Source organism: Phascolarctobacterium succinatutens YIT 12067 (genome assembly GCF_000188175.1).
In the GTDB taxonomy this organism is placed as follows: domain Bacteria; phylum Bacillota; class Negativicutes; order Acidaminococcales; family Acidaminococcaceae; genus Phascolarctobacterium_A; species Phascolarctobacterium_A succinatutens.
In genome coordinates this window covers 21,528-36,955 of sequence record NZ_GL830928.1, presented here as the reverse complement: position 1 = coordinate 36,955, position 15,428 = coordinate 21,528, and the positions used below count along the sequence as shown (strand labels likewise).

Here is a 15,428-nt window from a genome sequence, read left to right as displayed (position 1 = left end):
GTCCTCAAATATTATTTTACTTCTTCATACAGCGCGCGCACGCAGGCATCTGCCAGCGCACCGATGCTGGAAACGCTGCGCTCCTGCGGCAGTCCGGATGCATCATAGCCAAGCGGCAGCTCGGTGCAGGCGGTCATTACAGGGATGTCGCGCTCAGCCCACAGCTCCTCTACCAGCTCTTTCATAATAGCGCCGGCCTTTGCCAGCTGGTTAGCCTTAACGCAGTTGATAACCTCCTGAGATTTATCGCTCTGCTCCTCATTCGGAATATACAGTGTCAGTCCACGCTTTTCGGCATATTTCTGGTACAGTCCGCAAGCACGTGTGCCTTTGGTAGACAGCATCCAGGCACCCTTTTCCGGAGAAAGCTCTTTGGCAGCCTTAACGGTTTCGTCAACGATATGCAGCAGCGGTACCGGCAATTCATCAGCAAACTGGTCGATAAAGAAGTGTGCGGTATTGCAGGGAACAGCAAGTACATCCGCACCCATATCGCACAGCTGCAGCAAATCAGCCTTCAGCTTCGGCAGCGGAGATTCACCCTTGCCGAAAATTGCTGTGCCGCGGTCCGGGATATCGCAGTCACCGATCATATATACAACAGGATGCTCCTGGTCGCAGTTCGCCGGGCATCTCATAGTGAACTGACGCAAGAACTCTGCAGCGGCTGCAGGGCCAAGGCCACCGACAACACCTAATTTTTTACCGTTTTTCATCATTTTCTTTTCGCTCATATATACCTCTTCTTTCCCATTCAGTTTCGCTTATAAGATTAGTAAATTTCTTATCATTTTAGCACACCGGGCTGTTATTTGCAAATATCATCAGCCTATCTGCGTACACAAAAAGCCGTTGCCGGCCACCCCGCAAGGTGACAAGCAACGGCTAACTTTTGTTATTTATTTGCTAAGCCAGGAACGTACATTAGAAGAAGTTCTTGCTTCCTCTTTGTTGACCTGCACCTGTTCAGGCGCATAAAGCAGCAAATCATCGTTAATTTTTTTCACATCGGCATTAATGATGTAGCTTACACCGTTCAGATAATCGAAAATACGATATCTGAGTGCTTCATCAACTGCATCAAAGCATACCATAATGGCACTGCCGTTCATCAGCGAATCAGCATATTCGCGCACGTCCGCAAAGGATTTCGGTGTACGCACCATAATATTCAGATGTCCGGATTTCAGCAGACGCGGACGGGTATATTCCTCCTGCTGCTCTTCCATATCATCAGACCAAAAGAATTTCATTGCTGTATTTTTTAAACCCATGGCCATCAGCCTCCAAACCAAAACAGTTATTTAGACTATTATTCGCTGCCTATAGGCAAAAGTCCTGCTTAGTAATATTAATTGTAGCAGATTTTTAACAGATTGTCAAAAATTATGCCTGAACATTCTTCATACGGCCACGCATCTTGCCGCGCTCCAGACGGTCCAGAACCTTCTTACGCATACGGATGCTCTTCGGAGTAACCTCAACCAGCTCATCGTCATTGATGTGCTCCAGAGCCTGCTCCAATGAGAAGGTCTGAGGCGGAATCAGACGAATAGCGTCGTCACTGCCGGAAGCACGCATGTTGCTGACATGTTTCTTCTTGCAGGGGTTAACGTCCATGTCGTCTTCACGGCTGTTTTCGCCAACCAGCTGGCCTTCGTAAATCTTTTCTGCAGGAACAACGAACATGGTGCCGCGCTCCTGAGCGTTGCCGATACCATAGGAAGTGGTTTCGCCGGTTTCAAAAGCAACCAAGCTGCCACGGGTACGGCCGGGGATTTCACCCTTATATTCTTCGTAACCGGCAAATACGTGGTTCATAATGCCGTTACCTTTAGTATCGGTGAGGAACTGGTTACGGAAGCCGATCAGGCCTCGAGCAGGAATCTTGAATTCCATACGCAGATAGCCTGCCATTTCGGTCATGTTCTGCAGCTCAGCCTTACGCAGGCCCAGGCCTTCCATAACAGCGCCCATGAAGTCCTGCGGTACATCGATAGTCAATGCTTCCATAGGCTCCATCAGCTTGCCGTTTTCATCGCGGTGCATAATAACCTTAGGTTTACCAACCTGCAGCTCAAAGCCTTCACGACGCATAGTTTCAATCAAAATAGACAGATGCAGCTCGCCACGTCCGGCAACCTCATAAGCATCCGGGCTTTCGGTTTCAGTAACACGCATGGAAACGTTGGTCTTAACCTCTTTGAACAGACGGTCACGCAGATGACGGCTGGTAACAAATTCACCTTCACGGCCGGCAAACGGACTGTTGTTAACGTAGAAAATCATAGACAGGGTAGGTTCGTCAATCTTGATGCCCTTCAGAGCTTCCGGATTTTCGCTGTCAGCGATAGTGTCGCCGATGTTAGCGTCCTGCAGACCGATCAGAGCAACGATATCACCTGCTTCAACCTCAGGCACTTCTACACGCTTCAGGCCCTGGTAGGTGTACAGACGGCCGATTTTGCCGTTACGGTTGCCTGCTTCGTCCATCAGAATGATGTTTTCGCCGTTGTGGATGGTACCGCGAACTACACGGCCTACAACGATACGACCTACATAATCATCATAGTCCAGGGTGTTAACCAGCATCTGCAGCGGTGCATTAACGTCAACATCCGGAGCAGGAATGTTTTCCAGAATTACTTTGAACAAAGGCTCCAAAGAATTGCTTTCCTCGTCCATGGACAGTTTGGCAATACCGTTACGGGCGGAAGCCAGAACAACCGGGAACTCCAGCTGATCTTCATCTGCATCCAGTTCAATGAACAGGTCCAGAACTTCGTCAATAACTTCATCAACACGTTGGTCGGGGCGGTCAATCTTGTTGATTACAACAATCGGTTTCAGGTGCTGTTCCAATGCTTTACGCAGTACGTATTTGGTCTGCGGCATCGGGCCTTCATAAGCATCAACCAGCAGCAGTACGCCGTCAACCATGGTCAGCACGCGTTCAACCTCGCCGCCGAAGTCAGCATGGCCCGGGGTATCCAGAATGTTGATTTTTACGCCGTTGTGCATAACAGCGGTGTTTTTAGACAGAATGGTGATACCACGTTCACGCTCCAATGCGTTGGAGTCCATAACACGTTCTTCAACGCGCTCGTTAGCACGGAAAACGCCGCTTTGCTTCAGCATAGCATCAACCAAGGTAGTCTTGCCATGGTCAACGTGGGCAATAATTGCTATATTACGAATATCGTTTCTAATCATTATTCCTTTTCTCTCCTTCATAAAAGACAAGAAAAAGGATGCTTGTCAAGTGCATCCTTTCACAGTATTACTAAACTATTTTATTATATGCTTTTTCCGTCACACTGTCAATAAAATTGTCTTGAAAGTTACAGAAAAGCTTGTAAGATGCAAGGTAAAGGGATTAGCGACAAAGCCTTGCATAAACTATTTGCTAATAAAGTAGTATCTTGCTAAACGTAGACATAAAAAAAGCCTGAGAGCTGAACTCTCAGGCTACGCTTGCTATGGCAGGGGCACTAGGACTCGAACCCAGATCGACGGTTTTGGAGACCGTTGCTCTACCATTGAACTATGCCCCTATGGAGCGGAAAACGAGATTCGAACTCGCGACCCCCTCCTTGGCAAGGAGGTGCTCTACCACTGAGCTATTTCCGCATTGGCGACCCGGATGGGACTCGAACCCACGACCTCCGCCGTGACAGGGCGGCATTCTAACCAACTGAACCACCGGGCCAATGTCAGTGTGTCTGACAGTTATATATATTACCATACGTTTTGCGTTTTGGCAAGAGGTTTTTTTGAAAAAATTTTAGAGAAAGTTTTTCAGCGCCAACTTATCCACCTTACCGCTTTCATTATGCGGCAGCTGCTCCATAAAAACAAACTGCTTGGGCAGCTCGTAATCCTCTAAGGTTTGACGCAGCAGCTTAACCAACTCCTGCTTACCGTATTCACGCGCCGCCCCCACAAAAGCAATAAGCACATCGACATCGTCCACATGACGGCAGATTACCGCAGCCTCCTCAACGCCTTGCAGTTCTGTCAGCGCAGCGCACACCCTGACGGCAGAAACCTTGCGTCCGTTAACGCTCACAATATCATCCGTGCGCCCCAAAAAGTGCAGGCGACCTTCCGCATCCAGATGTCCCCTGTCCTTCAGGGAAAACGGCAGCGAGATTTTCTCCACATGATAAGGCGTATCAATGAAAATTTCTTCATTACAAACACTCACCTGCACGCCCTTGAACGGACGGCCGATAAGTGTGCGGTCATCCGTCATTTCCTCGGCCTTGATGTAGGTAATGTAATTCAGTTCGCTGGCGCCGTAGTACAGCGTGATATCAGCATTGGGGAATACCTGCAGCAGTTTGTCCGCCTCCTGCCTGCCCATGCTCTGCGAGCCGCTGATGATACTGCGCACACGCAAATCAGGCTCACGCAAAAATTTAGGCAGCAGCAGCAGCTTGGATGGAATCAGGTAGATTGCGTTCACCGCATAGCGCTGCATCAGCTGCAGCCAATGGCGCGGACGGAAGCGCTCTGTAACTACCAAAGTGCCGCCTGCCGCCAGCACTCCCATATAAATATTAAGATTACCGGTAAAGGCCAAGCTTCCCTGACAAAAAATTACTGTCTGCTCATCAACGCCGAAAACACGGTTCTGCTCCGGGAAAAAGTCCGCCCAGCTATGATAGCTGCGCCACAACAGCTTGCTTTTGCCGGTGCTGCCGCTGGTCATAACGCCCATGCAGGCCGCTTCGGGAATAGCCTCGCAGCTGAACTGCTGATTTTTGCTCACCTCGGTAGCGATAACCGGCACAGTTTTTGTACCGCTATATGCCAGAAAGCTGATTAACTGACGGGCGATGCTGCTTTCATAGATAAAAACCGCCGGAGCGCTAAAATCCGCCTGACTGCGCAGCTCACGCGCTGCTTGCGCCAGTCTTGCGTAGGTATATTCTTCTTCGTCCTCTATAAGAGCGAGCTTATCCTGTTTTTGTTGTGTGATTAAGGTCAAGTAATCCATTTGCTTCACTCCACTCTTTCCAACAGCAGCGCCGTACCTACGCCGCCTGCTGCTGCTACGCTTGCGGCGCCGTAGTGACCGCCCTTCTGCTTCAGTGCCTCCAACAGATGCAGCGTAATGATGCCGCCGCTGGCACCATAGGGATGACCGTAGGCCAGCGCCCCGCCGAACACATTATATTTATCAACGCTGTGCGGAAAGCTGCGGGCAAACAGCACATCAATTACAGCGAAGGCTTCATTCAGCTCAAAGTCTGCGATATCCTGCTCCTGCAGGCCATGCTTAGCCAACAGCTTTTGCAGCGCGGTAATTGCAGTACGCGGACTTACCAAGGGATCACCGCCGCAGGCTGCGCTGCCCAGCACTCTGGCCTGCGCCTTTAAGCCGTGCTCCTGCAGATATTTTTGCGAGCACAGCACCACAAAGGCCGCGCCATCGTTAATCAGGCAGGAATTGGCCGCCGTAATAAATTCGCCTCCCTCCAGCACCTTGGGCATTCTGTCGAGCAGGCGTTGGCTCATGCGCGGCCGGATGCCTTCGTCCTTAACGGCACCGCAGACCGGAGCGATAATATTCTGCAGCAGTCCCTGCTCGCGTGCCTGAGTTGCGAGCGCATGGCTGCGCAATACCCAACTGTCCATTTCTTCTTTAGTAATTCCTTCGCGCTTGGCTGCAAGCTCCGCACCCTCCAGCATTACCGTTTCGCGGTGGATGCCAGGCATAAACTTGGCTACGCTGTACCAAGTATCGCCTGCATAATCGGGATGATTGGGATTATAACCGCGTCTTGGCTGCGTAGAACTGCTTTCAAAGCCACCGGCAATAATTACATCTGCTTCGCCGCTGTTAATCTTGGCTGCAGCAATAGCAATGCTTTCCAAGCCGCTGCCGCATTGCACATCTACCGTAAAGGCCGGCACCGAAATATCTACGCCCGCCGTCAATGCCATCAGGCGCGCAATATTGCCGCTGGCGCCTACGCCGTTGCCGGCAACAATATAATCGGGCTCACGCAGCTGATATTTTTCCATCACCTGCTTAAGCACCTCCGCACCCAGCACCTCCGCCGGGATATGACGATATATACCGTTGACTACACCTACGTAGCTGCGCAGGCCTCCTAAAATATATGCATTTTCCATCTTAACACCTCTATATCCGAAAAGAGCTGCCTGCCACCTGCCTTGCGGCAAATAGCTGACAGCTCTAAAATTATACCTTATTTATCTGTTGTTGGCAAAAATACGGTTAATCGGTCCTGCAATTACGGCAGCAGCCAGACATTTAACAATATCCAGCGGGATGAAGGGCAGAGCGCCGGTCATAATTGCCTTATCCCAACCCATACCGGTAATCAGCTTCAGCTGTACAACGCCGAACACATAAATCAGCGGAATACCGATAACGCAGCCAAGCAAAGCGTAACGCTTGAAGCTGTATTTTTCGCCTCTGAAATATGCCAGGAAAACAGCGGTAAACAAAAAGCCGATGATGTAACCGCCGGTAGGACCAAAAAGCTTGCCCGGTCCCGCACTGCCGCCGGTAAATACCGGCACACCTGCCAAACCTACCAGCAGATAAACCAGCATAGTCATAAAGGCCTGCTTAGCGTTCAGCACATAGCCTGTAAGATTTACAATCAAAGTTTGCAATGCAAGCGGAGAAAGTGAAAACGGCAGCGGAATAATAATATACGCAGATACGCAGTTCATTGCTACCATCAGCGCCATCTTAGTCATTTCCGCAGTCTTGTTGACGCTTGCTCCTCTATGATTCTTATTGATTTCTGTACCAGAAGTTGTCATTTTCATACACCAGCCTTACTATAATTCTTTAATCACAAAAACATTTATTGCTCCCACATAAGCAGCAAGCTGACCTTCTGTCCTGTAGATGCACAGCTCGTCGCCTGCGTAAACAGGAGCGACAAAGGTAATGCGCCAGTCCAGCTCCGTCAGCGCCAGCTCACGCTGCAGCCAGGCAGCCATACACAGTCCCGGCACGATTGGATGCTCACCCTTATGGATGACGTTTTCGTCACCTGTATAAGCAACATAATCCGCTATCTCCTGTGTTGTGAAGGAGTGCTTTGTCAGCAAATCGCCCTTAATTGCTTCAGGCTCCAGCGGCTTCGTGCCTAATTTATGCTTAGGCAGTACCAAAAACACCCGCAGCTCCTTAGCCAGACTGCCATCTGCCGCAGTTCCCGCTACACGGATGATTGATTTGCGTTCCTTCGCCAACAGCACCTGATTATCCATAGCCTCCGCAGGCTGATGAATATGTGCTTCTGCTCCTGCCAGTACCCAGCCGCCGAAGAATTTGGCATCGCTGTCCGCCAGCTTATGTGCAAGCTCTAACATTTTTGCATTTTCCTTTCATCTGAGCAGCTTATTGTTATCTGCTTCACGTGCTTTATTATAATGCAAGTGATGTAAATAGTCAACTTATTATACAGTATTGGTTTACCATTGTGTCAAAAGAAATGCCGCAAAGCATTTCCCCGCTCACAGAAGGAAGTAAACCGCTCCTCCTATCAGCAGAAGGCCCAGAAAATTGTAGTACAAAAAAGTCCGTACATACTTCCCTGCCTGCGAAGGATGCTCTGCAGCATATAATTTATAGGAAATAACGCTCGCCATCGAAGCGATCATCGTGCCAAGACCGCCGATGTTAACGCCTAAGAGCAACGCGTCTGCTTCCTTAGTCAAGCCTGCCAGCAGCATAGCCGCCGGCACATTGCTGAGGAACTGGCTGGCCAGCAGTCCGGTTAAATAGGTGCCTGCCGCACTGCCCATCAGCGATTGCTGCAAATAGCTTACCGCAGGACTGTGGCTGATGTTGCCGATGAATACAAAGAAACCGGCGAAGGTCACGAGCAGGCTGTAATCAACCTCACGCAGGCGACGCCAGTCGCACAGGGCAACTACGCCTGCCGTCAGCAGCAAGGCCCACAGCTTGTCGAACCAATGCAGCACAGCACCGATGTTTAACAAAAGCAGTCCCAAAAAGAGCAGCAATATTCCCTTGGGAGGCTGCTGCAGCTTTGGCAGCTCCAGCTTCAGCACGCTGTCCTTGCCATGGAATAATAACAATAGCAGATAGGCCAGCGAAATTATTCCCGGCACAGCCATTACGGCGAAAAAGCTGCCGGCGGTATAAGCATAATGCGCATATAAAAACAAATTCTGCGGATTACCGGGCGGCGTCAGCATACTGCCAAGGTTGGCAGCCAGCGTCTGCAGGATAATAATCCGCTCCATATCCATCTTTAAGGTTTTGCCGATAACCAGCGCCAACGGCACAAAGGTCAGCAAGGCCACATCATTCGTCACGAACATTGAGCTGACATAGGTCACTGCCAGCAGCACCAGCTCTAGCTGACGCTTGCTGCGGCATTTGTTCAGCAGCTCCACCGCTAGCCAGTCCAGAAAGCGTATCTCCTTCAGCTCCGCCACCACCAGCATGAGAGAAAGCAATATCGCCAGCACATCAAAATCTATATAGGCAAGCTGTGGCCTGCTGTAAAAGCTGCTTACGGCAGCTAAAATAACAGCTATGCACAAAACAGGCTCACGCCGCCAATAATTCTTTATTTTTTGCATCAAGAAAAAGTCACTCCCAATTAGCCTGCGCCGCGCACAGCGCCAACGCCGATACACGCGCCGCACCTGCGTCCAGCAGCACCTGTGCCGCTTCCGCAAAGGTGCTGCCCGTAGTATAGATATCGTCGCAAAGCAGTACATGCTTGCCGCTCACCCTGGCATGCGGCAGCATGGCAAAACAGCCTGCCAGCTCCTGCTTTCTCTCCTCCGGCTTCAGCTCGTACAAAGGCTCCGTGTGGCGCACCCGCTCCAGCAAAACCTCCATGCCCACGCTGCGTCCTTCCAAAAGGCCCGCAAACAGCTCCTGCGGCACATCAAAGCCACGCTGCTTGCGTCGCTCGGGCGCCGTCGGTACGCAGGTAATAAGGTCAAACTGCTGCAGCCAGCGCATTTTGGCCGCGGGCAACGCAAGCTCCGCTTCCTCACGCAGCAACGGCAGCCAGCCTGCCTCACCGTCAAATTTTATTTTATGCAGCGCATCCTTAAACACGCCATCATATTTATAGAGCAGCAACGCACTGTACAGAACATCAGTCGGCAGCGGTGCTGCCTGTCCCGCCAGATATTCCTCACGCGGACAGCAGGGCAGCTGACGCTGCAGCAGATATTCTTTGCGGCACTGCTCACAGACATAGCCGTTGTCAATATTAGTCGCACACACAGCGCAGCGACGGGGAAAAATAAGCTCCTTCGCTACACGCCCGTAATAAGCAAAATCTCTTAACAAACGATGCATCAGAACACCTCGCTGCTTTCCTGCAGACGCTCAGCCAGCAAGCTGTAACGCCTTTTTGTCTTGTCGTTTTCCACAGCGGTACGCACCGCGTTTTTGCTGCCGACAATCAGCACTTTTTCCTTAGCTCTGGTCACAGCCGTATATAGCAGATTGCGCTGCAGCATGATGTAATGACTCTGCACCATGAGCAAAATAACATAGGGATATTCGCTGCCCTGCGACTTATGCACGCTCATAGCGTAGGCCAGCTGCAGCTCCTCCACCTCACCCTGAGCGTAGGTAACGTAATCACCCTCAGGACGCTCCGGAAAGGCTACCGTAACATTTTTTCCGTCTATCTTAATTACACGGCCGATGTCGCCGTTGAAAACATCCTTTTCATAGTTATTGCGAATCTGCATAACCTTGTCGCCAATACGCAGCACGTTGCCGGGTATGTTAACCTCAGGCTTGGCAGCAGACGGCGGATTAAGATATTTCTGCAGCAGCTTATTCAGATTCTGCACGCCGCAGGGATTCTTATGCATCGGCGTCAACACCTGCACCCTGCGCCAGTCACCGCCGGACGTAAGCTGGGCATAGGTACGCGCTACGAATTCCGCAGCATCCTGCTCATTGGCAAACTCCTCCAGCGCAAACTCGCTGTCGGCACCGGCAAGAAACTCCGGCATCTGGCCACGGTTAATCTTATGCGCATTACGGACAATCGGGCTGACCTCTGCCTGACGGAAAACATTTTCCAGACGTACAACAGGCATTCTGCCCGAACGGATCATATCCTTAAGCACCGAGCCTGCACCCACGGACGGCAGCTGGTCCACGTCACCGACGAAAATCAGACGGCAGCCGCCGGGAATTGCCTTAAGCAGATGATAGGTCAGGCTGATATCGAGCATCGAAGCCTCATCGATAATAATTGCTTCCGCATCCAAAGGATCGCTGTCATCCTTGCCGAAGCACAGGCCGTCACCCGTAGGCTGGTATTCCAGCAGACGATGCACCGTTGCCGCCGGATGACCGGCAGAATCAGCCAGCCTGCGTGCAGCGCGACCGGTAGGCGCAGCCAGCAGAATGCGGCAGCCAGCCTGCTCCAGAACGTTCAAAATACCCTTAACGACGGTTGTTTTACCTGTACCGGGACCGCCGGTGAGAACGAAAACTCCATGCTCCAGCGAAGCATAAATCGCCTGACGCTGTGCCTCTGCCAGCGTAATACCGGCATCACGCTCCCACTTGGCAATAACCTCATCCGCATTCACGCGCGTCACCGGCTTTGCCTGATCGCGCAGCTTCAGCAGACGGCGCGCAGTCTGCACCTCAGCCGTATACAGATATTCCGGATATATCAGGCGAATACCGCCCATTTCTTCAGTGCGCAGCAAATCCTGCTCCAGCAGGCTGCTGAAAACATCCTGCACCATGGAAGTATCTACCGCCAACGCTCTTGCCGTTTCGCGCACCAGCAGCTCCTCCGGCACGCAGGTGTGTCCCACGCCTGCGGCCTGCGTCAACGCATAAGCAATGCCTGCGCGCAAGCGTTCCTCGCAGTCATGCTCCATGCCCATAGCCATAGCAATTCTGTCCGCAGTTTTAAAACCTATGCCGGTAATATCCTCCGCCAGGCTATAGGGATTCTCCTTAATGCGGGTAATCGCCGTAGCGCCGTAGGTTGCCTGCAGGCGAGCTGCGTAACCGCTGCTCACGCCGTGCGCTTCCAAAAACACCATCAGCTCTCGCAGACCGGAAAGCTGGCTGTACGATTCACCGATAGCGGCAGCCTTTTTGGCGCTGATGCCGCGTACCTGTGCCAGGCGCTCGGGATAGCTTCCCAAAATCTCCAGCGTATCCGTTCCAAAGGCCTCCACAATTCTTGCCGCCGTCACCGGCCCTACACCCTTCACAGCGCCGGAAGCCAGAAAGCGTTCAATGCCTGCTACCGAAGTTGGCTGCAAAACCTGCAGTGCCTGTATATCAAATTGTCTGCCGAATCTGGCATGCTCAATCCAGTTGCCTTCCATAGCCACATTTTCGCCCATGTACGGCGCATTGCCATGATAAACGGCAGTAAATCGTCCCTGCGCCTTGCTTTCCATACGCAGCACGCTGAACATGCCGTCATCGCTTTGAAACACTATATCATCAACTATCGCTTCCAGCTTTTCCATTTTCTCACCGCCACACAAAACAAATGTTTTAACTATGGCTATTATTATAACATAGTTTTCTCAATTAGGATAGTAATTTGACTTTACAAGTATTATAATTTTCGCTATAATTGAATGAGATATGCACTATATATTGTTTCCGGCAAATCAGTGCCCTGCGCCTGAACCGGCTTTGTATTATTGTAACTATAAACATGAGGAGTTTTACACATGCAACCCAAAAAATTTACAGGAAAATTAATAGCCATAGATATGTATAACTGCGGCGTAAACGAAGTCAACGACACCGAAAAGGCAAAGACTCTGTTGCAGGAAGGCTGTGACAAATACCAGATGAACAGCCGCGAGCTGCTTGTTTGTCAGGAAGAAGGCCAGAGCGAATATTCCATCTCCGCACTCTGCAAACAAGGTCATGTAACTCTGCATGTATATCCTAAGCTCGGTTTTATTGCTGCGGATATTTTCAGCTGCTACGACGATGCCGACCCTGCGGGCATGGCACGCTATCTGCGCAGCGCTTTTGACTGCGACAAAGCCAAGATTACCCTGCTGGACCGTGGCGATTTCGGCAGCAAATACGATATGAAGCCTAACCACCGCTCCAACATCAAATTCATCCGCCGTACCCAGAACGTTACCAAAAACGTCGGCGCTCAACTGAAAAAAATGATGCTCAAGCCCCGTGGCATCTAAGCGGGACTATAAGATAAACTTTTCCAGGGGTTGTATGAACAGCCCCTGTTTTTTCTTAAACCAAAGGAGATTTTTCACATGAAATATTTAATGTGGGATGTAGACGGCACCCTCATTCTGTCCGGCGGTGCCGGCAAGGATGCCATGATTAAGGTTATCAAGGATTATTATTTTCTGGATGCCTTCGATTTCAACAAATCGCTGGCAGGACGCACTGACTCGGATATCATCAAAAGCGTTGTTACCCGTCTGCGCGGACGCTGCAACAGTGCGGAAGCAGCAGGTCTGCTTATACGTTACCATATGGAGCTTCCCAAACAGCTGCCGCTGCATAAGGGCCGTGTTTTGAAAAACGTGGAGAAAACGCTGCAATACTTCTGCCGGCCTGATAGCCGTTACTGCAACTGCCTGCTCACCGGCAACACCAGCACCGGTGCCCATCTCAAGCTGCAGCATTTCGGTCTGGACCAATATTTTAACCACGAACACAGCGTCTTCGGCGAAATCAGCGAAAACCGCGAAATGCTTGCTAAGGTTGCCTTCCACCGTCTGTATATGCAAAATGAAGAAGCTAAGCCGAACGAGCTGATTTTCATCGGCGATACGCCTAATGACGTGCGCTGTGCCAATGCCATCGGCGCACCCTGCCTGATTATTTTGGAAGGCTCCGGCTATAAGCCTGAGGATTTTTCCGAGGTTAAGCCTTGGAAGATTATCGACCGTCTGCCGGATGATCCCAAACAGCTGGAGCTTTTGCTGGATGAAACAGAAAGCTATGCAGGAGGCCAAAATGCGTAAGAATTTTTTCAAGACTGTGCTTACTCTCCTGGCTCTCGGCTTAAGCAGCACAGCCCTTGCTTACAGTAACAGTGATTTAAATGCGGTACTGAACGGAGCAAGCTGCCCCGGCGGTGACCTTTCCGGTGCCGATTTATCGGGAATGGATTTATCCAGACGTGATTTTACCAATACCGATTTTACGGAAGCACGTCTGGACTCTACCAAGCTGGACAAAGCCAAGCTGCAGGATGCCTGCTTCCAGAGCGCCCTGTTACCCAACGCCAGCCTGCGCGGTGCCAATTTGGCATATGCCAACTTCCGCTATGCCAATGCCTCCGGCAGCGATTTTACCAACGCCAGCCTGCAGGGAGCATATCTTAACCGCTGCCAGCTGCGTGGCGCACATCTGCTGAACGCAAATCTGCAGCAGGTCAAAGCACAGGAGGCCTCTATGGACGGCGTACAGGCTGATTACGCCGACTTCAGCTTTGCCAACCTGCCCTATAGCTGGCTGCGTCGTGCCAGCCTGAAAAACGCAGTTTTTCATGGCGCTAACCTATACAGTGCCCATCTGGAGCGCAGCGACCTGACGGAAGCAGACCTGCGCAGCAGCAAGCTGGGCCACAGCAATTTGAACAACAGTAAGCTAGATAAGGCGCTGCTGGATAAAGCCGTTTTGGAATACGCTGACCTGCGCGGTGCGGAAATGAACTACACGCAATTCGGCACAGCATTTTTGGATAATGCAAAATTGGATAAATAAATATAAATCACTCAGCAAAAAAGCTCCGGCAACCGCCGGAGCTTTTTTTGCGCAACTATTCAGGAATAATCCTGTTTATTAATCGTCAGTCCTGAGGATAAAATGCAGAAGGAGCATAACTGAGATTAATCATAATATTTTTCACTTGTGTATAGTGGTTCAAAATCATCTTGTGAGTTTCACGACCGATACCGGAGGTTTTGTAGCCGCCGAAGGGAGAATGTTCCGGAATCTGATTGTAGGTGTTCACCCACATACGACCGGTTTCCACGTTGCGTGCCACACGGATAGCCTTGTTAATATCCTTAGTCCAGACAGCACCGCCGAGGCCGTATTCACTGTCATTAGCCATAGCCACAACCTCATCCTCATCGTGGAATTTGATAACTACGGCAACAGGTCCGAAGATTTCCTCCTGCGCCACACGCATATCGTTGGTTACATTGGTAATCAGCGTCGGCTTCATAAATGCACCCTTGGCCAGCTCGCCCTCGGTAAAGCGTTCACCGCCGCAGGCAATAGTAGCGCCCTCCTGCTTAGCAATTTCAACATAGCTCAGGATTTTCTTGATTTGGGTTTCGTTGATTTGAGAACCCATCTGAGTATCATCATTCCACGGCAGGCCCACCTTAACCTTATTGAAGGCTTTTACTAAAGCCGGTACGAATTTATCATAAATGGTATCCTGCACGAAGATACGGCTGCCGGCACAGCAAACCTGACCTTGGTTAAAGAGAATACCTAATTGAGCACCGTCGATGGCCTGATCAAAATCGCAGTCATCAAAATAAATGTTGGCACTTTTACCGCCCAGCTCCAATGTTGCCGGGATAATGCGTTCTGCCGCCGCCAAACCTACATTGCGGCCAACCTCGGTACTGCCGGTGAAGGCCAGCTTGGCAAAGCCTTTGTGCTCCAGCATATATTGACCGGTTTTGCTTCCCGCGCCGGTAATAACATTGAAAACACCTGCTGGCAATACGCCGTCAATCAGACGTGCAAATTCCAAAATAGAAAGGCTTGCTTCCTTGGAAGGCTTCAGTACGGTGCAGTCGCCTGCTGCCAACACCGGCGCCAGCTTCCACGCTGCCATCAGGAACGGGAAGTTCCAGGGAATAATCTGACCGACTACGCCGATAGGCTCACGCAGGATGATAGACAGGAACTGTTCGTTAAGTACGGAAGCCTGACCTTCCTCCGCCAGGATGCAGCCGGCAAAATAACGGAAATGCTCCGCCGCCATCGGAATATCCACGTTCATGGTTTCACGAATCGGCTTGCCGTTATCCATGCTTTCTACCATTGCCAGATGCTCTTTGTTAGCATCAATAATATCGGCAATTTTATTCAGCAGAGCGGCACGCTGTGCCGGGGTAGTCTTTTTCCAGGTTTTAAACGCTTCCCAAGCTGCTGCGGAGGCTGCCTCTACATCCTCACGGCTGCCTTGGGCGCAAACTGCCAGATGGCTGCCGTCGGCAGGGCTTTCTGCATTATAGGTTGCGCCGTCGGATGCATTGCGCCACTCTCCGTTAATATATAAACCATATTGTGCTTGTAATTTTACTTTTTCCATAATAATGATAAACCTCCTCATTTGGCTCTTGCCCTTCACACCATTGTGACGGGACTTGTTTTTTTGATGTCACTATTGTATAATCAAAATGGTCCTATTAAAAGAATCAAA

At 50.7% G+C, this 15,428-nt stretch carries 14 protein-coding genes and 3 tRNA genes; 3 read left to right on the top strand and 14 right to left on the bottom strand.

Features of this window, described 5'->3' with window-relative positions; genetic code table 11:
* Positions 1-11: 11 nt before the first annotated feature.
* The 13 genes from HMPREF9443_RS08555 to recD2 form a co-directional block, all read right to left on the bottom strand.
* Positions 12-734: an aspartate/glutamate racemase family protein gene (locus HMPREF9443_RS08555; RefSeq protein WP_009146198.1), complete on the bottom strand. Its 723-nt coding sequence runs from the start codon at positions 732-734 to the stop codon at positions 12-14.
* A gap of 165 nt (positions 735-899) precedes the next feature.
* Complete coding sequence (sepF, locus tag HMPREF9443_RS08550) at positions 900-1,274, bottom strand: cell division protein SepF (protein ID WP_040565369.1); 375 nt, start codon at positions 1,272-1,274, stop codon at positions 900-902.
* 112 nt (positions 1,275-1,386) lie between these two features.
* Positions 1,387-3,213: a translational GTPase TypA gene (gene typA / locus HMPREF9443_RS08545; RefSeq protein WP_040565367.1), complete on the bottom strand. Its 1,827-nt coding sequence runs from the start codon at positions 3,211-3,213 to the stop codon at positions 1,387-1,389.
* 267 nt (positions 3,214-3,480) lie between these two features.
* Positions 3,481-3,554 (bottom strand) — tRNA-Trp (locus tag HMPREF9443_RS08540).
* A gap of 1 nt (position 3,555) precedes the next feature.
* Positions 3,556-3,630: transfer RNA gene (locus HMPREF9443_RS08535), tRNA-Gly, on the bottom strand.
* A gap of 2 nt (positions 3,631-3,632) precedes the next feature.
* A tRNA-Asp gene (locus HMPREF9443_RS08530) sits at positions 3,633-3,709 on the bottom strand.
* Positions 3,710-3,784: 75 nt separating this feature from the next.
* Positions 3,785-5,002: an AMP-binding protein gene (locus HMPREF9443_RS08525; RefSeq protein ID WP_148495365.1), complete on the bottom strand. Its 1,218-nt coding sequence runs from the start codon at positions 5,000-5,002 to the stop codon at positions 3,785-3,787.
* A gap of 5 nt (positions 5,003-5,007) precedes the next feature.
* Positions 5,008-6,144, bottom strand: a complete 1,137-nt coding sequence (locus HMPREF9443_RS08520) for a thiolase family protein (RefSeq protein WP_009146194.1) — start codon at positions 6,142-6,144, stop codon at positions 5,008-5,010.
* Positions 6,145-6,225: 81 nt separating this feature from the next.
* Entirely contained in the window at positions 6,226-6,807 is a 582-nt protein-coding gene (locus tag HMPREF9443_RS08515) for a biotin transporter BioY (RefSeq protein WP_050787129.1), read from the bottom strand.
* An 18-nt stretch (positions 6,808-6,825) separates the two neighbouring features.
* Complete coding sequence (locus tag HMPREF9443_RS08510) at positions 6,826-7,365, bottom strand: hotdog family protein (RefSeq protein ID WP_009146192.1); 540 nt, start codon at positions 7,363-7,365, stop codon at positions 6,826-6,828.
* A 144-nt stretch (positions 7,366-7,509) separates the two neighbouring features.
* The gene (locus HMPREF9443_RS08505; protein ID WP_009146191.1) at positions 7,510-8,607 is read right to left on the bottom strand and encodes an SLC13 family permease; all 1,098 of its coding nucleotides are present in this window, start codon (positions 8,605-8,607) and stop codon (positions 7,510-7,512) included.
* Positions 8,608-8,617: 10 nt separating this feature from the next.
* Positions 8,618-9,343, bottom strand: coding sequence for a ComF family protein (locus HMPREF9443_RS08500; protein ID WP_009146190.1), 726 nt, complete (start codon positions 9,341-9,343; stop codon positions 8,618-8,620).
* Positions 9,343-11,508 carry an SF1B family DNA helicase RecD2 gene (gene recD2 / locus HMPREF9443_RS08495; RefSeq protein WP_009146189.1) on the bottom strand — a complete coding sequence of 722 codons (2,166 nt, stop codon included), beginning with the start codon at positions 11,506-11,508 and terminating at the stop codon, positions 9,343-9,345. Before recD2 ends, HMPREF9443_RS08500 begins: the two co-directional genes overlap by 1 nt.
* A gap of 210 nt (positions 11,509-11,718) precedes the next feature.
* On the opposite strand from recD2, the gene HMPREF9443_RS10410 reads away from it, so the two are divergent.
* The 3 genes from HMPREF9443_RS10410 (at position 11,719) to HMPREF9443_RS10405 (ending at position 13,744) form a co-directional block, all read left to right on the top strand.
* Positions 11,719-12,201 carry an S-adenosylmethionine decarboxylase family protein gene (locus HMPREF9443_RS10410; RefSeq protein ID WP_009146188.1) on the top strand — a complete coding sequence of 161 codons (483 nt, stop codon included), beginning with the start codon at positions 11,719-11,721 and terminating at the stop codon, positions 12,199-12,201.
* A 78-nt stretch (positions 12,202-12,279) separates the two neighbouring features.
* Positions 12,280-12,999, top strand: a complete 720-nt coding sequence (locus tag HMPREF9443_RS08485) for an HAD family hydrolase (protein ID WP_009146187.1) — start codon at positions 12,280-12,282, stop codon at positions 12,997-12,999.
* Positions 12,992-13,744 (top strand): pentapeptide repeat-containing protein, encoded by a 753-nt coding sequence (locus HMPREF9443_RS10405; RefSeq protein WP_187363718.1) that lies wholly within the window; start codon positions 12,992-12,994, stop codon positions 13,742-13,744. Before HMPREF9443_RS08485 ends, HMPREF9443_RS10405 begins: the two co-directional genes overlap by 8 nt.
* An 85-nt stretch (positions 13,745-13,829) precedes the next feature.
* Here HMPREF9443_RS10405 and HMPREF9443_RS08475 read toward each other — a convergent pair whose 3' ends face one another.
* Positions 13,830-15,317 (bottom strand): aldehyde dehydrogenase family protein, encoded by a 1,488-nt coding sequence (locus tag HMPREF9443_RS08475; protein WP_040565364.1) that lies wholly within the window; start codon positions 15,315-15,317, stop codon positions 13,830-13,832.
* Positions 15,318-15,428: the final 111 nt, after the last annotated feature.